22 protein-coding genes and 3 pseudogenes are annotated in these 18,776 nt (G+C 73.4%); 10 read left to right on the top strand and 15 right to left on the bottom strand.

Annotated elements, in window-relative coordinates; translation table 11 throughout:
* Positions 1-115: 115 nt before the first annotated feature.
* The 3 genes and pseudogenes from KSP35_RS13860 to KSP35_RS13855 form a co-directional block, all read left to right on the top strand.
* Positions 116-1,030, top strand: a pseudogene (locus KSP35_RS13860) (aminoacyl--tRNA ligase-related protein); the annotation flags it as partial.
* Between the two features lie 70 nt (positions 1,031-1,100).
* Positions 1,101-1,394 (top strand): hypothetical protein, encoded by a 294-nt coding sequence (locus KSP35_RS24450; RefSeq protein WP_254126763.1) that lies wholly within the window; start codon positions 1,101-1,103, stop codon positions 1,392-1,394.
* A gap of 109 nt (positions 1,395-1,503) precedes the next feature.
* Positions 1,504-2,082: a class I SAM-dependent methyltransferase gene (locus KSP35_RS13855; protein ID WP_216996363.1), complete on the top strand. Its 579-nt coding sequence runs from the start codon at positions 1,504-1,506 to the stop codon at positions 2,080-2,082.
* 31 nt (positions 2,083-2,113) lie between these two features.
* Here KSP35_RS13855 and KSP35_RS13850 read toward each other — a convergent pair whose 3' ends face one another.
* Entirely contained in the window at positions 2,114-3,376 is a 1,263-nt protein-coding gene (locus KSP35_RS13850; RefSeq protein ID WP_216996361.1) for an MFS transporter, read from the bottom strand.
* Between the two features lie 151 nt (positions 3,377-3,527).
* On the opposite strand from KSP35_RS13850, the gene KSP35_RS13845 reads away from it, so the two are divergent.
* From KSP35_RS13845 to pdxH, 6 genes are all read left to right on the top strand, one after another.
* The gene (locus tag KSP35_RS13845; protein WP_216996359.1) at positions 3,528-3,938 is read left to right on the top strand and encodes a VOC family protein; all 411 of its coding nucleotides are present in this window, start codon (positions 3,528-3,530) and stop codon (positions 3,936-3,938) included.
* Positions 3,939-4,030: 92 nt separating this feature from the next.
* Entirely contained in the window at positions 4,031-6,139 is a 2,109-nt protein-coding gene (locus tag KSP35_RS13840; RefSeq protein WP_216996350.1) for a radical SAM protein, read from the top strand.
* Between the two features lie 52 nt (positions 6,140-6,191).
* On the top strand, positions 6,192-6,509 hold the full coding sequence (locus tag KSP35_RS13835; RefSeq protein ID WP_216996349.1) for a hypothetical protein: 318 nt from the start codon (positions 6,192-6,194) through the stop codon (positions 6,507-6,509).
* A gap of 552 nt (positions 6,510-7,061) precedes the next feature.
* Positions 7,062-7,598, top strand: a complete 537-nt coding sequence (locus KSP35_RS13830; RefSeq protein WP_216996347.1) for a cysteine dioxygenase family protein — start codon at positions 7,062-7,064, stop codon at positions 7,596-7,598.
* Positions 7,595-7,996, top strand: coding sequence for a rhodanese-like domain-containing protein (locus tag KSP35_RS13825; RefSeq protein WP_216996345.1), 402 nt, complete (start codon positions 7,595-7,597; stop codon positions 7,994-7,996). The genes KSP35_RS13830 and KSP35_RS13825 overlap by 4 nt, the downstream gene beginning before the upstream one ends.
* Before the next feature lie 43 nt (positions 7,997-8,039).
* Positions 8,040-8,696 carry a pyridoxamine 5'-phosphate oxidase gene (gene pdxH, locus KSP35_RS13820; RefSeq protein ID WP_216996344.1) on the top strand — a complete coding sequence of 219 codons (657 nt, stop codon included), beginning with the start codon at positions 8,040-8,042 and terminating at the stop codon, positions 8,694-8,696.
* Between the two features lie 330 nt (positions 8,697-9,026).
* On the opposite strand, the gene KSP35_RS13815 is transcribed toward pdxH, so the two are convergent.
* The 9 genes and pseudogenes from KSP35_RS13815 to orn all read right to left on the bottom strand — a co-directional run bounded on the left by KSP35_RS13815 (position 9,027) and on the right by orn (position 15,511).
* Positions 9,027-9,599, bottom strand: coding sequence for a type 1 glutamine amidotransferase domain-containing protein (locus KSP35_RS13815; RefSeq protein ID WP_216996342.1), 573 nt, complete (start codon positions 9,597-9,599; stop codon positions 9,027-9,029).
* Positions 9,600-9,690: 91 nt separating this feature from the next.
* Positions 9,691-10,707, bottom strand: a complete 1,017-nt coding sequence (locus tag KSP35_RS13810) for a DNA topoisomerase IB (protein WP_216996340.1) — start codon at positions 10,705-10,707, stop codon at positions 9,691-9,693.
* Between the two features lie 65 nt (positions 10,708-10,772).
* Positions 10,773-11,051 (bottom strand): DUF1905 domain-containing protein, encoded by a 279-nt coding sequence (locus KSP35_RS13805; RefSeq protein WP_216996338.1) that lies wholly within the window; start codon positions 11,049-11,051, stop codon positions 10,773-10,775.
* Positions 11,052-11,157: 106 nt separating this feature from the next.
* Positions 11,158-12,082: pseudogene (locus tag KSP35_RS13800) on the bottom strand (LLM class F420-dependent oxidoreductase).
* 77 nt (positions 12,083-12,159) lie between these two features.
* A complete protein-coding gene (locus KSP35_RS13795; RefSeq protein ID WP_216996337.1) occupies positions 12,160-13,038 on the bottom strand; it encodes a cytochrome c biogenesis CcdA family protein in 879 nt (292 codons plus the stop codon).
* 21 nt (positions 13,039-13,059) lie between these two features.
* Positions 13,060-13,737, bottom strand: coding sequence for a TlpA disulfide reductase family protein (locus KSP35_RS13790; protein WP_216996334.1), 678 nt, complete (start codon positions 13,735-13,737; stop codon positions 13,060-13,062).
* 265 nt (positions 13,738-14,002) lie between these two features.
* Complete coding sequence (locus KSP35_RS13785; protein WP_216996332.1) at positions 14,003-14,353, bottom strand: WhiB family transcriptional regulator; 351 nt, start codon at positions 14,351-14,353, stop codon at positions 14,003-14,005.
* 182 nt (positions 14,354-14,535) lie between these two features.
* Positions 14,536-14,733, bottom strand: coding sequence for a hypothetical protein (locus tag KSP35_RS13780; protein WP_216996330.1), 198 nt, complete (start codon positions 14,731-14,733; stop codon positions 14,536-14,538).
* Positions 14,734-14,893: 160 nt separating this feature from the next.
* Complete coding sequence (gene orn / locus KSP35_RS13775; RefSeq protein ID WP_216996328.1) at positions 14,894-15,511, bottom strand: oligoribonuclease; 618 nt, start codon at positions 15,509-15,511, stop codon at positions 14,894-14,896.
* 71 nt (positions 15,512-15,582) lie between these two features.
* Between orn and dut the strand changes: the two genes are divergently transcribed.
* On the top strand, positions 15,583-16,020 hold the full coding sequence (gene dut / locus KSP35_RS13770; protein ID WP_216996326.1) for a dUTP diphosphatase: 438 nt from the start codon (positions 15,583-15,585) through the stop codon (positions 16,018-16,020).
* A 14-nt stretch (positions 16,021-16,034) separates the two neighbouring features.
* Here dut and KSP35_RS13765 read toward each other — a convergent pair whose 3' ends face one another.
* The 5 genes and pseudogenes from KSP35_RS13765 to KSP35_RS13745 all read right to left on the bottom strand — a co-directional run bounded on the left by KSP35_RS13765 (position 16,035) and on the right by KSP35_RS13745 (position 18,755).
* Positions 16,035-16,709 carry a metalloregulator ArsR/SmtB family transcription factor gene (locus KSP35_RS13765; RefSeq protein WP_216996324.1) on the bottom strand — a complete coding sequence of 225 codons (675 nt, stop codon included), beginning with the start codon at positions 16,707-16,709 and terminating at the stop codon, positions 16,035-16,037.
* 29 nt (positions 16,710-16,738) lie between these two features.
* Positions 16,739-17,266 carry a sigma-70 family RNA polymerase sigma factor gene (locus KSP35_RS13760; protein WP_217002234.1) on the bottom strand — a complete coding sequence of 176 codons (528 nt, stop codon included), beginning with the start codon at positions 17,264-17,266 and terminating at the stop codon, positions 16,739-16,741.
* Between the two features lie 91 nt (positions 17,267-17,357).
* A pseudogene (locus KSP35_RS25960) lies at positions 17,358-17,522 on the bottom strand (RNA polymerase sporulation sigma factor SigE); the annotation flags it as partial.
* A gap of 4 nt (positions 17,523-17,526) precedes the next feature.
* On the bottom strand, positions 17,527-17,904 hold the full coding sequence (locus tag KSP35_RS13750) for a hypothetical protein (protein WP_216996322.1): 378 nt from the start codon (positions 17,902-17,904) through the stop codon (positions 17,527-17,529).
* Positions 17,901-18,755, bottom strand: coding sequence for a hypothetical protein (locus KSP35_RS13745; protein ID WP_254127228.1), 855 nt, complete (start codon positions 18,753-18,755; stop codon positions 17,901-17,903). Before KSP35_RS13745 ends, KSP35_RS13750 begins: the two co-directional genes overlap by 4 nt.
* Between the last annotated feature and the right edge of the window lie 21 nt (positions 18,756-18,776).

Below are 18,776 nucleotides of genomic sequence, written 5' to 3'. Positions count from 1 at the left end.
GACGCTAGTGCGGACCCGGGGCGGTCGAAGGGGTCGGGGCGCCCCCGCGGAGCACGCCCCGTCGGGCGCATTCGGGTGCCCGTGCGGGCGGTGCCGGGCACTACCGTCGCAGTCCATGCTCGACATCCGCCGGATCCGCACCGAGCCCGACGTCGTCAAGGCCGCGCTGGCCCGCCGGGGCGTCGACGGCACCGAGGTCGACCGGGTGGCCGAGCTCGACGGTCGGCAGCGGGCGCTCGCCTCCGAGCGCGACGACCTGCGCAACAAGATCAAGGCGCTGTCGAAGCAGGTCGGGCTCCTCCACAAGGAGGGCAAGGCCGACGAGGCCCAGGCCGCCCAGGTCGAGAGCCGGTCGCTCGGCGAGCGCGAGGGCGAGCTGGCGGCCGAGGCCACCGCGGTCGGCGGGGAGATCCGCGACCTGCTCCTGCGCATCCCCAACCTGCCCCACCCCGACGCCCCCGACGGCGCATCGGACGCCGACAACCCCGTCCGCCGCGTGGTCGGCTTCGACCCCGACGGCTACCAGCCGCACCAGCGCATCCCGCACTGGGAGCTGGGCCCGAAGTACGGCATCCTCGACAACGAGCGGGCCGTGAAGATCTCCGGCGCCATGTTCACCATGCAGCGCAAGGGCGGCGCCACCCTCGCCCGGGCCCTGCTGCAGTACGGCCTCGACCGCAACGCGGACGAGTACGAGGAGGTGCGGCCGCCCACCCTGGTGAGCACCGAGACGCTCACCGCCACCGGCCAGCTGCCCAAGTTCGCCGACGACGCCTACTCGGTGGAGCGCGACGACCTGTGGGCCATCCCCACCGCCGAGGTGCCGCTCACCTCCATCCACCGCGACGAGATCGTCGACACCGCGGCCCTGCCCATGAAGTTCATGGCCGCCACGTCGTGCTACCGGCGCGAGGCCGGCTCGGCGGGTCGCGACACCCGCGGCATGCTGCGCACCCACGAGTTCGACAAGGTCGAGGTCTTCTCGTACGCCACGCCCGAGCAGGCACCCGACCTGCTCGACCAGATGGTGGCCCGCACCGAGGCCACCATCGGCTCGCTCGGCCTCGCCTACCGCGTGCTTCGAGATCTGCACCGGGGACATGGGCCAGAGCCACCACCGCTCGTTCGACGTCGAGGTCTACGCGCCGGGCACCGACCAGTGGCTCGAGGTCTCGTCGGTGTCGTGGTTCGCCGACTACCAGGCCCGCCGCGGCAACATCCGCTACCGCCCGGGCGGCGGTGGCACGGCCATGGTCCACACCCTCAACGGCTCGGCCCTGGCCGTGCCCCGCGTGTGGGCCGCCATCGTCGAGACCTACCACCGCGCCGATGGCGGCATCGACGTGCCCGAGGTCCTGCTCCCGTACTTCCGGGGCCAGGACCGCATCGCCTGAGGCGGGTCGGCGCCCCTCTGGCACCATGGGCCGGTGATCACCGAACTGCCCGGCACCATCGCACCAGCCGAGGGCGACGCGCCCCCCAGGGTTGGCCGCCGACCACCCCATGCGGGCCATCACCCGCGCCGTGGCCTTCGAGCCCGACGGGTGGACCGCCGAGCGCAAGGCCGAGGTGGTGGCGCTGTTCGACGAGCTGGCCGACGAGTGGGCCACCCGCGACATCGCCGGTCGCGAGGCGCCGGTCATCGACGCCCTCGATCGGGGCCTGGCCGCGGCGCCGGTCGCCGAGCGGCGCTTCGCCATCGACATCGGGGCCGGCAACGGCATCCACAGCCGCTTCCTGGCGCCCCACTTCGCCGTGCTCGCCTCGGTCGACATCTCCTTCGAGATGCTGCGCAACGCCCCCAGCGAGCCCGCGCACCTCGTGCAGGGCGACGCCTCCCGGTTGCCGGTGGCCGACGGCTCGGTCGGCGCGCTGGTGCTGGCCAACGCCTTCCTCTTCCCGACCGAGGTGGAGCGGGTGCTCGCACCCGACGGCGTGGTGATCTGGGTCAACTCCCGGGGCCCCGGCACACCCATCCACCTGCTCGCCGCCGAGGTCGATGACGCGCTGCCCGGCGACTGGGAGGGTGTGGCCTCGGTCGCCGGCTGGGGCACCTGGTCGGTGCACTGGCGCACTCGCTGAGCTGAGGCCGACGGGCGAGCTGCCCGCTCGCTCAGGCGAGAGCCGGGGCCGCCGGGTCCGAGGGCGACTCCGGGTCGAGGCCCTGGCGCCGGAAGCCCGGGATGAGCCAGGCCACGGCCATTGCACAGACGATGCACGCCAGGCCGCCGGAGACCACCGAGAACTGGTTGCCGAAGGCGCTGGCCACGCTGCCCGCCTCCATGTCGCCGAGGCGGGGCCCGCCGGTGACCACCGCGGTCTGCAGCGACGAGAGCCGCCCCTGGAGGTGGTCCGGCGTGGCGACCTGGATGATGGTGGTGCGGAACACCGCGGAGATCACGTCGGCCCAGCCGGCCACCGCCAGCAGGAGCAGCGCGACAGGCAGCCACGCCACCAGCCCGAACGCCGCGATGGCTGCGCCCCAGGCCACCACGGCCACGATCACCGCCTGGCCCTGGCGGCGCACGTCGGCCACCCAGCCGGTGGTGGCCGCGCCGACCAGCGCACCGGCGCCCGGCGCGGCGTACAGGAAGCCGAGCGTGCTCGCGCCGCCGCCGAAGCGGTGCAGGGCGAGGGCGGGGAACAGCGCCCGGGGCAGGCCGAACACCATGGCGTTGATGTCGATGAGGAAGGCGCCGCGGAGCGCCGGGCGGGTGCGGACGAAGCGGAAGCCGTCGACGATCGAGCGCAGGCCGGGCTTGGCCGCCCCGGCCGCGGCCGGCTGCGGGGCCATGGCGGCGATGGCCACGAAGCAAGCACCGAAGCTGGCGACGTCGATCCAGTAGACGAACCGGATGCCCACGCCGCCGAGCAGCAGGCCGGCGATGGCCGGGCCCACGATGAGCCCCAGCTGGGCCAGCACCTGGAACATGGCGTTGGCGGTCGAGAGCTGCTCGGTCGGGAGCATCCGGGTCATGGTGGCCCGACGAGCCGGCGAGTCGAACCCCGACAGCGCTGCGGTCACCGCCGGGAACACGAACAGCGGCCACAGCACCGCGCCCCGGTCGGCGTTCAGCGCCAGCGCCGCGGAGGAGAGCCCCATGAGCGCGGTCACGACCAGCAGGAGCTTGCGCCGATCGACGGCGTCGACCACCGCTCCGCCCACCAGGGCGCCCGCCAGCAGCGGCACCAGCTCGGCCAGGCTCACCAGGCCGACGTAGAGCGACGATCCCGTCAGGGCGTACACCTGGAACATCACGGCGACGATGGTGAGCTGGGTGCCCACCACCGAGACCAGCTCGCCGCCCAGCAGCAGCCGGAGGTCCCGGTGCTCCCGCAGCGGCGTGAGGTCGATCATCACCTTCCGCACGTCCACCTCCGGAGCCCGAGCCTCGACCCGGTCGGTCGGAGGACGCCCGTACGGTACGGCCGCCCCCGCCCGAATCCACGGCCGCCCCACCGCGTCCACCTGGGAAGATGCGACCCGGTCGAGCGGACCCACCGCTGGCCCGATCCGGAGGTCGCCCGTGGAACCTGTCCTGCACCTGTCGCTGCCGGTGGCCGACCTCTCCGCCGCACGGGACTTCTACGTCGACGTGCTGGGCTGCCGGCTCGGGCGGGTCCGCGAGGGGTGGCTCGACGTGTGGTTCTTCGGCATGCAGCTGACCCTCCAGGAGCACCCCGACCAGGTGCTGGCGCCCGAGCAGGTCGGTGTGCGCCACTTCGGCGCCACCCTGGGCGCAGGTCCGCTGCGCGAGCTCCTGGCCCGGGCCGAGGCCGCCGAGGTCGACTGGGCCGACCCGCTCCACGTCGACTTCGCCGGCACGCCACAGGAGCAGACCAAGGCCAAGCTGCGCGACCCCAGCGGCAACGTCATCGAGCTGAAGTCCTACGCCGACCCCGCCGTCGCCCTCGAGCAGCTCGAGCGGCCCGACTGACCAGGCGCCCGGCGTCACCGCCGTCGGGCCGGCCCTCGGGGGAGGTGGCGCTCGGCGGGGTCCTTGACACCAGCGAACGTGTGTTCGATACCATGCGGGCATGTCGCCCCGCGTCCCCCCTGGCCGGACCTGCCCAGCTGCGCTGGGACCTCGCCGACGAGCCGGCCGCCCAGGGCGCCATGTTCGAGACGGTCCGCCGTGAGGTCGGCCGGGGCGAGTTCCGCGGCATGGAGTTCCTCCACGTCGAGGCCAAGCGCCTCCTGAACGAGGTCAGGGGCGCCAGCGACCTCCCCTTCCGCTGGACCGTCAACCCCTACCGCGGCTGCTCCCACGCCTGCAGCTACTGCCTGGCGGGCGACACCCCGATCCTGCTCGCCGATGGCACCACGAAGCCGATCGCCGACCTGCGCGCTGGCGACCAGGTGTACGGGACCGAGCGTCGGGGCATGTACCGCCGCTACGTGCCGACCGAGGTGCTCGACCACTGGGAGACCGAGAAGGAAGCGTGGCGGGTGACGCTGGCCGACGGCACCGAGCTGGTCGCCAGCGGCGACCATCGCTTCCTGACCGAACGTGGCTGGAAGCACGTTGCGGCCGCAACGGTCGGCCAGCGTCCTCACCTCACCACCAACAACTCATTGCTCGGCGTCGGTGCGTTCACCGCCGCCCCGAAGCACGACGAGGACTACCAGCGCGGGTACCTGTGCGGCATGGTTCGGGGAGACGGGACCCTCGGGGCCTACACCTACGAAGGGCGTCGGCCGAGCCCGGAGACGGTGTACCGGTTCCGCCTGGCCCTGATCGACGACGAGCCGCTGGACCGGGTGACCTCGTACCTCGGCGACCACGACGTCGCCGTCCAGCGGTTCACCTTCTCGGCCGCCACGGATGTGCGCAAGGAGGTTCGAGCCATCCGGGCGCAGTCACGCGCGGCGTTCGAGCGCGTGTCCTCCCTCGTGGCGTGGGCGGCGGAGCCGAGAGAGTCGTGGGACCGCGGCTTCCTGGCCGGCATCTTCGACGCCGAGGGCTCCTCGAACGGGGTCGTCCGCATCGCCAACACCGACGACGTCGTGATCCGGGAGACCGTGCGGGCGCTGGAGCGCTTCGGCTTCGCCGTCGTGGTGGAGTCGCAATCGGAACGGCCAGCCATGCGGTACGTGCGCATCCTCGGCGGCTTCCGCGAGCGCTTGCGCTTCTTCCACCTCGTCGACCCGTGCATCACCCGGAAGCGCACCTTCGACGATCTCGCCGTCAAGGGCGATGCCGACCTGCGGGTGGTGGCGGTCGAGCGGCTGGGCTTCACCATCCCGATGTACGACATCACCACCGGCACGGGCGACTTCGTCGCCAACGGCGTGATCAGCCACAACTGCTTCGCTCGGCCGACGCACACGTACCTGGGGCTGGATGCGGGGAGCGACTTCGACCAGCGGGTGGTGGTGAAGGTCAACGCCGTGGAGCGGTTGAAGGCCGAGCTGCACCCGGGCCGCTGGCGCGGCGAGGCGGTGGCCATGGGCACCAACACCGATCCGTACCAGCGCTGCGAGGGCAAGTACCGCCTCACGCGCGGGCTCATCCAGGTCCTCATCGACGCCGGCAACCCGTTCTCGATCCTCACCAAGAGCACGCTGATCCTGCGCGACCTCGACCTCCTCACCGTCGCAGCCCGGCGGGGCCTGGTGCGGGTGTCGCTGTCGATCGCCACGGTCGACGAGGACGTGTGGCGGGCCACCGAGCCCGGCACGCCACCCCCGGCGCGCCGGCTCCGCGCCGTCGAGCAGCTGCGGGCGGCGGGCATCCCGTGCGGCGTGCTGATCGCGCCGATCCTTCCCGGCCTGTCCGACGGCGACGACCAGCTGGCCGCCATCGGCCGCGCCGCGGTCGAGGCGGGGGCGATCTCCATCGGCCACGTGGTGCTGCACCTGCGCCACCCCGAGGTCCGAGAGGTGTACCTCTCCCGACTCCGCGAGACCCACCCGGAGGTGGCCGACGCGACCGACCGCCGCTACCTCGGCAAGGCGGCGCCCAAGGCCGATCGCGAGCGCATCGCGTCGGTGCTGGGCGACGCCATCCGTGCCGCCGGCGGCGAGCTCGGCGCCATGGAGCCGCCCGTCCCCGCCGCCCTGGTGGAGCTGCGCCGCCCGGTGCGCTCGCCGAAGGCTGCTGCCGACCCCACCAGCCAGCTCGCCCTCCCGCTCTGAGCCCCTCGCCGGCCCGTGGCCCAACGCTCGGCCATCCGGGCATGATGGGGCGATGGACTCCCCGGACACCGTCACCGACGCCGTGAAGCTCTTGGCCGCCGAGGGCTACGGCGAGGACTTCGAGCTGGTGGGCGGGGTGCTCCAGTGGGGCGACCGCCAGGCCACCTGCACCGTGGGCGACGTGCAGGTCGAGCGCCTGTACCGCTTCGAGGGTCCCAGCGACCCCGGTGACGAGATGATCGTGTTCGGCCTCTACGACCCTGCGTCGGACACCCGCGGGACCCTCGCCTCCGGCTTCGGCCCGTCGGCCGACCCCGAGGTGCTCGACCACCTCGTGGGCCTCACCACGCGCTACCGCCCGATGCCCTGACCGGGGCGTCCCTCGACTTCCTGACGAAGTCGCTAATTCCGATTGCATTGGTCAGGTATTGACCGTAGGGTGAGCCCGTGCCCGCCGACGACCAGCGCCGAACCACCCGGCTCTCGTACGACGAGCGCTGTCGACGCTTCGCCGGCTGCCTCCTCGGTCCCGTCTCGGCCTGAGGTCGCGGTCCCGCTCTGCCGGGCCCGCTCGGAGCACGAACCCCCTTCGTCCACCGAGCGCCGCTCCGGCCCGCGCCCCTGCGTCTCCAGCGCAGGCCGAGCGCCGGGGTGGAGCGGCAGCGACGTGACCCCTTGCACGTCGCTGCCGCCCCACCCGCCCCTCGCACGAACCGCAACCACCCGCACTCGACGGCACCGACGCCGTCTCCCGCTCCGAGGAGCACCCCGATGTCGCCCACCACCACCACGCCGCCCACCGACAGGGCCACCAGGAAGCCCCACCACCGAGCCACCGCAGCCGACCTGTTCACCCAGCTGGGCAGCGGCTTCGGCCGCCCTGCCGGCGAGCGGCCCGCCTCGGCCCGGACGCGTGGCCCTGGTGCCCGGTCGCCCCCGCCTGCTGCCGACGCCCTCGCCGGACCAGCTCGACCTCGACACCATCGTCGACATCGCCACCGGCCTCGCCGCCGCCGATGGCCTCTGGCGCCCGCACGTCGACCACGACCCCGTGAGCCGCACCAGCGTCCGCCTCGTGGCCACGCCGGTCTACGAGGTCTGGCTGCTCGGCTGGTCCCCCGGCCAGCGGGTGGAGCTGCACGACCACGGCGGCGCCAACGCCGCCTTCGTGGTCGTCGACGGCGAGCTCGACGAGCTGACCCTCGGGGCCTCCGGCCTCCGGAGCCGCCACCTCGGGACGGGCGACGTCGGCACGGTGGCCTCGGGTGCCATCCACGACGTCGTGAACCGTGGCACGGTGGAGGCCACGAGCCTGCACGTCTACGCCGACCCCCTCCGGACCATGACCTTCTACGACGACCACGGCACGGCGACCTTCACCGAGGTGGTGGAAGAGGTCCCCGCCATCATCAGCTCCGCCGTCACCGGCCGGGCCCTGCACCCGGCAGCACGCCGGTGAGCGGCTCGCGGATCGACGAGCGCCTCGCCGCCGTGCGCGCCACGCTCGACCGCGTCTCGCCCGAGGACCTGGCCGCCGAGGTGGCCGCGGGCGCCCTGTTGGTCGACCTGCGTCCCGACGCCAACCGCGCCGCCGAGGGCGAGCTCCCCGGCGCCGTCGTCATCGAGCGCATCCACCTCGAGTGGCGCCTCGATCGCACCAGCGGTGCCGCCCTGGACGGCGTCGACGACGACACCCGGGTGGTCCTGTTCTGCAACGAGGGCTACTCGTCGAGCCTGGCCGCTGCCGACCTCAACGCCCTCGGCCTGCACCGGGTGACCGACCTCGTGGGCGGCTACCGCGCCTGGCGGGCCCACGTCGACGCCGACCGGCCCACCTTGCCGGTCGCCGCCGGCTGAGCAGCAGGTCCGAGCCGCCGCCCGGCGGGGCAGGATGGGCGCCATGAGCCGAGACCTGGGCAGCTTCCGCGAGAGCTACGACCGGGCGGTGCTGCGTCGGGCCGACCTGGCTGCCGAGCCGATCGAGCAGTTCGAGCGGTGGTGGGACGAGTGGCTGTCGGTGCCACGGCGCGACGCCACGGCGTGCGTCCTCGCCACCGCCAGCTCCACCGGCGTCCCGTCGGCTCGCTGGGTGCTGTGCAAGGGCTGGGACGCCAGCGGCTTCGAGATCTACACGAACCGCGAGAGCCGCAAGGCCCACGACCTGCGGGCCAACGCACGGGCCGCCCTGGTGTTCGGGTGGCTCGACGACGACCACCAGGTGCGGGTGGAGGGCCCGGTCACCGAGATCGACGACGCCACCGCCGACGCCTACTGGGCCAGCCGACCTCGCGGCAGCCAGCTCGGTGGCTGGGCCTCGGACCAGAGCGAGGTGCTCTCCGGCCGGGACGAGCTCGAGCAGCACCGAGCCGAGGCCGTCGAGCGCTTCGGCGGCGACGACGACTCCGGCCCGCCGGTGCCCCGCCCGCCCTACTGGGGCGGCTACCGCATCGGCATCGACCGCATGGAGTTCTGGCAGGGCCGCCCCGACCGCCTCCACGACCGCTTCTCGTACTCACGGTCCACCGACGGCTGGACCATCGACCGGCTCAGCCCGTGACCCGCCGGACCGCGCGGTAGCCGCGCCTGGCCGGTCCGCTGGGTGCCGGCCTCCGGCGGACCTCGCTGGGGGCTCGGTTGCCTCGTCGTGCGGCTCCTTCGTCGCTGGGGGGTCGGCGATCGTTCGCTCTTCCTTCCGCTCTCGGGACTCGCTTCGCGTCGTCCCGGGCCGCTCGGGCCCTCTCGCCTCCGGCGAACCGCGCCGGTCGCCGCTGACGCTCGGGGTCGGATCCGGCGTGTCGGCGTCTGTGCAACGGCGCGACGAGGCCCGGACCTCGGGGGGTCCGGGCCTCGTCGCTGGTGCGTAGGGGAGGGTCGAGGCGGATCGGCCTCAGGGGCGGTCGACCTTGTGGTCGAGGTTGGCGAGGGTGTCGAGGAGAGCCTCGTTGAAGGCGGGGATGTCGTCGGGGTTGCGGCTGGTGATGAGGCGGCCGGGGCCGTCGTCGCAGATCACGACCTCCTCGTCGACCCACTCCGCGCCGGCGTTGCGCAGATCGGTCCGCAGGCTCGGCCACGAGGTGACCTTCCGGCCCTCCACGCCGCCGGCCTCGATGAGCGTCCACGGTGCGTGGCAGATGGCCGCCACGACCTTGCCGGCGTCGAGGAAGCCCTTCACGAAGGCGACGGACTCCTCGTCCGTGCGGAGGGCGTCCGGGTTGGCCACGCCACCGGGGAGCACGAGGGCGTCGTAGTTGCCGGGGTTGGCGTCGTGGACCTCGCGGTCGGTGGTGAAGGTGTCGGCCTTGTCGAGGTGGTTGAAGCCCTGCACCTCGGGCTCGGGAGAGACGAGGTGCACGGTGGCGCCTGCGCCCTTGATCGCCTCCCACGGTCCGGTCAGCTCGACCTGCTCCACGCCTTCGGTGGCGAGGAAGGCGACGGTGGTTCCGGTGAGGTCGGTGGCCATGGGGACTCCTTGGTTGCGTACGCAAGGTCCCCTGCCCACGCGCCGGGGCCCTAGACGGATCCTCCCGGCCGGTCACCAGTCCGGGTGGTCGTCACTCCTCTTCGAGCAAGCGCTGGACCAGGCGCTCGGGTCGGGTGAGGTGCTTGGTCTCGCGGGCGTGGGGCCAGCGCTCGGCGAGCAGGCCGGAGCGGTAGGCCTCGGGCACGGCGGGGTGCACGTAGGACTGGCGGCACACGGTGCGGGTGTTGCCCAGCACCTCGGCGGCCACGTCGAAGGCAGCCAGCACGGCGGTGTCGGCCTGGGCTTCGGTCGCCGGAGGTCGCGAGATGGCCAGGGCGGCGGCGGCCGAGACGGTGCCGCCCCACGTGCGGAAGTGCTTGGCGGTGGTGCCCTCGCCGAGCACGTCGCGCAAGTAGGCGTTGACGTCGGACGAGGTCACGTCCGCGATGCCGTCGGGCGTCTCGTAGGTGAAGAGGTCCTGGCCGTGCAGCTCGGAGCACCCCTGCACGATCGTGGCCAGCTTGGCGTCCTCCACGTAGACGTTGCGGGCCAGCCCACCCTTGGCGGTGAAGTCGAACGCGATGCAGGACCCGTGCACGTCGACGTGCTCGGCCAGCATGGTGGTGAGGCCGTACGACTCGTTCTCGGCGGCGTAGGCCTCGTTGCCGACTCGGATCAGCGAGCGGTCGAGCAGGCGCACCACCAGGGCCAGCACCTTCTCGCGGGGCAGGCCCTTCCTGCGGAGGTCGGCGTCGAGCTGCTGGCGCAGCGTCGGGAGCCCCTTCGCGAAGGCCGGGAGGGCGCCGAACTTGTCCTCGCTGCGGACCCGGTCCCACTCGGGGTGGTAGCGGTACTGCTTGCGGCCCCGGTCGTCGCGCCCCGTGGCCAGGATGTGGCCGTCGGGAGCGGGGCAGATCCACACGTCGGTCCAGGCCGGGGGGATGGCGAGGGCGGCGATGCGGGCTCGCTCGGCGGGGTCGGTGATGACCGTGCCGTCGGGGAGCTCGTAGCTGAAGCCCTTGCCCCGCTTGCGGCGGCGGATGCCGTCGATGTCGTCGACCACGTAGCGCAGCCCGGCGGCGTCGGCCGATGCGAGGGAGAGGTCCACGTCCACCACGGCTCGTGCTCTGCCCCCCGCCCCCGGTGGCCAGACCCGCCGACCGGGTGGCGCCCTCAGCCGTCGAGTCGCTCCTCGATCTGCACGGTCACCTCGTCGCCCTGTTGCTTGGCGATCGCCTTGCGCACGGCGGCCTTCACCGGGAGCTTGTGGGTGCCGTCGCCCAGCGCCATGAAGGAGCTGGTGAAGGCCTGGCCGTCGACCTGGCCCCGCACCTTCACCAGGCCGCGGGTCCCGAAGAACTCGGCCGAGCCGGGCATGACCACGTAGGTCCAGCCGCCCGGGGCGGGGCTCTTCTGGAGGGTGGCGGTGAAGGTGGTCGGCAGGGTGCCCATGGGGTGCTCCTCGGGTCGGGAGGTCGTCGCCCTGGTGGCACGAGCCTCGTCGCAAGGGGAGACGGCGACCGGGCCCGCGACTCATCGACGGCCCGGCCGCGCCGGCTCAGACGTGGGGGAGGACCTCGGCGGCGATCAGCTGCAGGTGGTCGAGGTCGGTGAGGTCGAGCACCTGGAGGTAGGCGCGTGGCGCCGGCCTCCTCCAGCTCCTTGAGGCGGGTGACCGCCTCCTCCGGCGTGCCGGCCACGCCGTTCTCGCGCAGCTCACCGGCCTCGCGGCCGATGGCCGCAGCTCGCGCCTCCACCTCGGCGTCGTCGCTGCCGACGCACACCACCTGGGCGGCGGAGTAGCTGATGCTGCCGGCATCGCGCCCCGCCGCTTCGACCGCAGCACGCACCACGTCGATCTGGGCGCCGGTGGCGTCGACCTTGGCGAACGGGACGTTGAACTCGTCGGCGAAGCGGGCGGCCAGCGCCGGCGTGCGCTTGGGGCCGAACCCGCCGATGATGATCGGCGGGCGGGGCGACTGGGCCGGCTTCGGCAGGCCGTTGCCGCCGGCCACCTGGTAGTGGGTGCCGTCGTGGTCGAACGAGCCCCCCGGCTCGGTGGCCCAGAGGCCGGTGATGATCTCCAGCTGCTCCTCGAGCCGGTCGAAGCGCTCGCCGGTGGCGGGGAACGGCACGCCGAAGCCGGTGTGCTCGGCGTCGTACCAGCCGGCGCCGAGGCCCAGCTCCACCCGACCGCCGCTCATGGCGTCGACGGTGGCCACGCTGACCGCGAGGGGGCCGGGCAGCCGGAAGGTGGCCGAGGTGACCAGCGTGCCGAGGCGGATGGTGGAGGTGTCACGGGCCAGGCCGGCGAGGGTGATCCACGCGCCGGTGGAGCCGGGGCCGGGGTCGCCGCCCATGTTGAGGTAGTGGTCGGACCGGAAGAAGGCGCCGAACCCGAGGCGCTCGGCCTCCAGGGCGACGGCGAGGAGCTGGTCGTAGGTGGCGCCCTGCTGCGGCTCGGTGAAGATGCGGAGTTCCATGCCCGGAAGCTACCGGCGCCTGCGTCGTCCCGGTCGGCCGTCCGCGGTCCGGTACGCCATCCCGCCGGACGGCCTGGTCAGGCCTCGGGCGCGTCGTGGGGCTCGGTGGGTCGCGGCGACCGCAGCAGCGCGACCAGCACCACCACCGCCACCACCAGGGCCAGCCCGAGCGCGGCCTGCAGCGGGTCGACCTTCGCCAGGGAGTCCGAGGCGCTGCTCGACCAGCGGTTCACCAGGTCGAACGGGCCCGAACCGTCGGTGGGCCCGTTGCGCTGGACCCGGATCTCGTAGATGCCGTACCAGGTCAGGTAGGCGCCCATCAGGGCCATGATCGCCCCGGACGCCCGCTGCACGTAGGGCAGCGCCCGGCGCAGGCCGGTCACCAGCCCCCGGCGGGCCAGAGCGAGGGTGACGGTCAGGACCGTGAGCAGCAGGGCCATGCCGGCGGCGTAGGCCACGAAGGTGGCCACCCCGCTCACGAACGAGTCCCGGGAGAACGTCGAGGCCACCACGCTGGAGAACACCGGCAGGGTGCACGACAGCGAGGCGATGGCGTACGAGACGCCGAACAGGAACATCGACCAGAGGCCCCGGTCGCGGCCGCCCTTGTCGAGCCGCGGCAGCAGCACCTTGGGCTCCCAGCCGAGGGCCAGCCCCAGGCCGACGGCCACCAGCACCACGCCGATCACCACGGTCAGCCACGGCGACCACTGGCCCACGCTCACCGATCCCCAGGAGACGAGCAGGCCGGCCCCGGCGAAGATGACCAGGAACCCGGCCGAGACGACCGCGCCCACCACCAGGGCCCGCACCATGCCGGCGGTGGTCTCGGTGGCGTCGTCGCCCTGGATGCCCAGGAAGTAGCCCAGGTAGGCGGGCAGCATGGCGAAGCCGCACGGGTTCACCGTGGCCACCATCCCGGCGGTGAAGGCGTAGGCGAAGTTGGCGTCGATCACGCCGCCACCGCCCCGGTGCCCTCAGGTGTAGGCATCGATCCACTTCTGGAGCTCGGCCTGGCTCTTGAACGCGGTGTCGACCTTGGAGGCGAGGAGCGTGCCGTCGGTGTCGAACAGGTAGGTGGCCGGGATGGTGGAGGCGCGGACCGCGTTGCCGAAGTCGCCCTGCGGGTCCTGGACCCAGGGGTAGGTGACGCCGGCGCGGCTGGCCATGACCTTGGCCTTGTCGAGCTGGTCCACCACGTCGACCCCCAGGAAGTCGACGGCGGCGCCGCCCTTGCTGGCCGCCTCGAGGAGCGGGAGCTCCTTGATGCACGGCGTGCAGTTGGACGCCCAGAGGTTCACGAGGATCGGCCGGTCCCCGAGGTGGTCGGCCAGCGTGGTGGGCTTGCCCGCCACGGTGGTGAGCTCGATGGCGAGCAGGGCCTTGGTGTCGATGAGGTGGATGCCGCCGTCGTCGCCGTCGCCGTTCGCCGCGTCGTCGTCGGAGCCGGTGAGGGCGCTGGCGGCGAGGCCGGCGACGATCGCAGCCACCAGCGCCACGCAGACGCAGATGGCCAGCGTCCGGGCGTCGAGGCGACGCCGGCGGCGGGGGGCGGGAGGCTCGCCTCCGGCGCCGGCCGGGGTCGGAGCGCCAGCACCAGCCTGGCCGGCCTCGGCTGCTGCGGCGTCGTCGGGGGTCTCGTCGGACGGGTCCATGACGCCCTCGACGGTACCGCCGCTCCGGGTCGCGACACCCATCGGGACGGGCCTGCGTCGGGCCCCGGACGCGCCACCGGCGCTGCGCGGGGACCTGGAGATCCCCGGCAGCGCCGGTGGTGTGGGTGACCGCGAGGCGGGTCGGGGCTCATCGTGGATGGTTGCCAGCCATCCCTCTGCCACCCCTATCGCTCGGTGCCGGGTAGGGGCACCGCGGTCGGCCGCTCGGAGGCCGAGGCCCCGGGCCCTGGGCCCGCCTGATCGCTCAGGCGGACCGCAGGTGCTCGGGGATCGGCACGTCGGGCAGCTGGTCCTCGGGGCGGGCCACCTTGGGCGGACGCCCCCGACGACGCTTGGACGCCAAGATCTTCCCGTTGAGGAACAGCTGGCCACCCCACACGCCCCACGGCTCACGACGGCGCATGGCGCCCTCGAGGCAGTCGGCCATCACCGGGCACTCGGCGCACATGCGCTTCGCGGCGGCGATGTCCTGCAGCTCCTCGGAGAAGAACAGCGCCGCCAGGCCTGCGCCACCGGTGGCGCAGGAGGCGTCGGCCCACCAGGACCGGTCGTCGTCGTCTTCGTATCGGTACTCGTGCTCCGGTGCGGCCAGCATCGGGTTCTCCTGGTTCTCGTGGAACGTCGTGTTCAGTCGGGTGGTCGTCTGCGGTGTTGCATGGGTGTTCGGGGTGGGCCCTCTCGGGTGTCGGTGATCGAACGAGGCCCGGAAACGGCGAACGGCCGCTGGGATGTCCCAGCGGCCGTTCGGAGGTCTGCGTTCGATCTTGGCGGGTGTGCCTAGCTCGAACCCTCCGTCGGCCGACGGGTGATGCCCTTGAAGGTGAAGGTCTTGGCGGACGGCTTCACCACATAGCTCGGGACCACGGACATCACGGCGTGATGGCGGTTCCGAGCCGAGGCGGCATCTGCGGCGGACCAGCGCAGGGCGGGCGCGTCGCAGCCAGCTGCCGCAAGGCCCTGGTTGTGCTGCGTCATCGCTGCCATGGAACTGCTCCGCGTGCGTGTCGGTCGGGTGGGGTTCGGGCGCCACCCGTGGGCGGCGCCGGAGCCATGGCACCACGCGGCGCGCGGGGTCGTCAACCGAATTACCGAATTCTCCGGAGAAATCCCTGCGGCGCCGGCCGCGTCTGGGCCGTCAGGCCGGAGGCGGGGTGTCGCCCTCGGGCGCAGCGGGCCCGTCGACGGGCGCGCCGGTCGACGGGGCGTCGGTCGCCTCGGCCACGGGCACGAGGATGTGCTCGCGGTAGAAGGTCAGCTCGCTGATGCTCTCGCGGATGTCGTCGAGCGCTCGGTGCGCGGTGGCCTTGCGGGGTTGCGCAGCCAGCACCTGGGGGTACCAGCGCCGGGCCAGCTCCTTGAGCGTGGACACGTCGACCGAGCGGTAGTGCAGGTAGTCCTCGATGGCCGGCAGGTGCTTGGCCAGGAAGCGGCGGTCGGTGCCGATGGAGTTGCCGCAGAGCGGGGTGGAGCGGGCGTCGGGGATGTGCTCCTTGATGAACGCCAGCGTCTGCGCGCCGGCCTCCTCGAGGGTCACCTCGGTGGCCTTGATCTGCTCCAGCAGGCCCGAGGAGGTGTGCATGTTGATCACGACGTCGTCCATCTCGGCCAGCTCGGCCTCGGTGGCGCGGACCACGAGGTCGGGCCCCTCGGCCACGACGTTGAGCTCGTCGTCGGTGATGATCGTGGCGATCTCGACGATGACGTGGCGCTCCGGTTCGAGTCCGGTCATCTCCAGGTCCATCCACACCAGCATCCGGTCGACCCTAGCGCCGGGCCTGGCGGCAGCCGCCGCCCCGCACGGGTGGCCCCGCTACGGTCGCCGCCGTGCTGCACGTACCGGTCATCCGCCTCGACCCGGACCTCCCGCTGCCGAGCTACGCCCGGGTGGGCGACGCCGGCGCCGACCTGGTCGCACGGGAGGCCGCCACCCTCGCCCCCGGCGGCGGTCGGGCGCTCGTGCCCACGGGCATCGCCCTGGCCCTCCCGGTCGGCACCGCGGGGTTCGTGCAGCCGCGCAGCGGGCTGGCCCTGCGCCACGGCGTCACCTGCCTCAACTCCCCCGGGCTGATCGACAGCGGCTACCGCGACGAGCTGCGCGTGCTGCTGGTGAACCTCGATCCCGCCGAGCCGTTCGAGGTGGCGCGAGGTGACCGCATCGCCCAGCTCGTCATCCAGCGGGTGGAGCAGGCGGCGTTCGAGCCGGTCGACGAGCTCCCGGCCAGCGAGCGTGGCCTCGGCGGCTTCGGCTCCACCGGCACCTGACGCACGGGGAGCCGTCAGGCGGTGGGGCGCACCTCGTAGGCGCACACGTGGGAGCCGTCGAGGAGGTGCTTGACCCGCTCGACCCGCGCGTCCGGCAGGACCTCCCGGATGAAGGCCAGCTCGGTGCCGCAGGCCATGCCGTAGCGGAGCGCCACGTTGAGGATGGCGCAGTTGTGCTCGATCACCGTGAAGGAGCCGTCGGGCTGGGCCACGGACTCGGCCAGGTAGCCGTCCTCGTCGAGCACGGCGGCCAGCGTCTGCACCCGCTCGGGCAGGGCCTGGCCCTCCATGCGGCGCAGGGTGCGCTCCACCCGGCGGCGGCGGCGGCGCTCGAAGACCCGCTCGAGCATGGCCGGGTCCTCGTCCTCGACGCAGGCCAGCAGCTCGGTGGTGAGCTCGCCGTAGGCCCGGGGGAACAGCTCCGAGGCGGCCGGCGTGAGGCGGTGGACGTGGCGGGGCCGCCCGGGTCCGGTGCGCAGCTCGGAGTGGGTGACCAGGCCGGACTCGGCGAGGGCGGCGAGGTGCTGGCGCACGGCGCTGACGGTGATGCCGAGGTCGGCGGCCAGCTCGTCGGCGCCGACCTCGCCGCGGCGCTTGAGCGCCGTGAGCAGGCTGCGCCGTGCGGCGGGAAGCCGATCGAGGGTGGCGACCACCCGGCGATCGGGCGCCGGCGCGGCGGGCGTGGGCATGGCTCCAGGCTACGAGGCCGGCGCCGCGCTCAGGGTTGGCTGGGGTCGATGTCGTCGAACCCGCCGGCCGCCAGCACCTCGCGGAACTGCTGGAGGCACCGGGCCAACAGGCGCGAGACGTGCATCTGGCTGATGTCCAGGCGCTCGGCGATCTCGCTCTGGGTCATCTCCTCGTAGAAGCGGAGCCGGACCATGAGCTGCTCGCGCGGGGCGAGGGTGGCGAGCAGGCGTTCGACCAGGATCTTGTTCTCGACCTGGAAGAGCCCCTCGTCGGCCTGGCCGAGCTGCGCCGGGCCCGAGCCGGGGCCCTCGCCGTCCGGGCCGGGGGCGTCCAGCGACGCGGATCGATAGGCCTGGGCGGCCTCCATGGCCTCGAGGACCTCCTCCTCCGAGGTCCGGGCGGCGCCGGCCAGCTCGCCGATGGTGGGGGAGCGGCCGAGGGACTGGGTCAGCTCGCCCACCAGGACGTTGAGCCGGACGTGGAGCTCCTGGACCCGGCGCGGCACCCGGACCGACCAGCCCTTGTCGCGGAAGTGGCGCTTGAGCTCGCCGACGATGGTGGGCGTGGCGAAGGTGGAGAACTTCGAGGCCCCGCTCGGGCTCGAAGCGCTCGACCGCCTTGAGCAGGCCCAGCGAAGCCACCTGGATCAGGTCGTCAAGCGGGACGCCGCGGTTGTTGAAGCGGCGGGCCAGGTGGATGGCGAGGCGGAGGTGGGCGGCGACCAGCTCGTCGCGGACCGCGGGGTCGCCCGTGCGCCGGAAGTCGTCGAAGCGGCTGCGGAGCCGGGCCCGCTCGTCATCGGAGATCGGCAAGGGGCTAGTCCTGCCGCCGCTTGGTCACGCGCACCCGCGCGAGGTCCAGGTCGAAGTCCGCCTCGTCGACCACGGCGAGCAGGATCTGCCGGGTCAGCTCGTTGATCGCCAGCGCCGGCCCCACGGGCTCGCGGGAGGCCTCGACCTCCAGGGACCCGGCACCGAGCGTGCACCGGAAGACCAGCCGGTCGCCGGTGCCGTCGAGCAGGACCGAGCACAGCTCGCCCACGGCGATGCGCAGGTCCTCGATCTCGTCGTAGGAGAAGCCCATCCTCGACGCCAGCCCCGTGACGGCCAGCCGGGCCACCCGGGCGTAGTCGACGAGCGCGGGAAGGGTGAGCTTGATCTCCTCGACCTGGTCCACCTCGGGCTGTCCACTCACGGTGTTCGTGATGGTAGGCCGTCCGGCGGGCCACCCGAGTCGTCCCAGCCGGCGTCGCCGGGCCCGGGCTCGCGGACCACCGTCGCCGGGTCGCGGTCGGTGCGCAGGCCCACGTAGGACGGGTGGCGCAGGCGGCCGTCGCCGGTCCACTCGCCGAACGTGGCCTGCACCACCAGCTCGGGTCGCACCCAGTGGGCGGTGCGGGTCACGAGCGAGGGCGGGCGGGGGGTGAACGGGCAGTCGTCGGTGGCCAGCTCGGCCAGGCGGGCTTGGAGGTCGCGGAGGGTGGCGTCGTCGAAGCCGGTCCCGACGCCCCCGGCGAAGCGGAGCGGGCGGCCGGGAGCGGCGGGGTCGTGCACGCCCACCAGCAGGGCGCCCAGCGTCGTCGAGCGCCCCCCGGTGCCGGTGCTCCAGCCGCCGACCACCAGCTCCTGCTCTCGGCGGACCTTGCACTTGCGCCAGGCTGCGGAACGGCCGCCGGGCCGGTAGGTGCTGTCGACCCGCTTGGCGACGATGCCCTCCAGGCCCTGCTGGGCCGCGGCGGCGAAGAGGTCGGGGCCGTCGCCCACCTGGTGCGCGGGGACGGTCCAGGCGCCGGCCGGCTCGACGAGGTCGGCGAGGAGGCGGCGGCGGTCGAGGTACGGCAGGTCGAGCGTGCTGATGCCGTCGAGCTCGAGGAGGTCGAAGACCACGTAGCTGATGGGCACCTCGGCGCGCAGGCGGGCGACCTGGGCCGGGTCGCTGGCGTGCATGCGGGGCTGGAGGCGCCCGAAGCTGGTGCGGCCGCGTTCGTCGAAGGCCACCACCTCGCCGTCGAGCACCGCCCGGTGGCCACCGAGGTGGCCGGCCAGGGCCGCCAGCTCGGGGTAGCG

Origin of the sequence: Aquihabitans sp. G128, assembly GCF_019048865.1 — a bacterium.
Lineage (GTDB): Bacteria > Actinomycetota > Acidimicrobiia > Acidimicrobiales > Iamiaceae > Aquihabitans.
The sequence above is the reverse complement of the archived record's forward strand: the minus strand, read 5'-3'. Positions and strand labels throughout refer to the sequence as shown.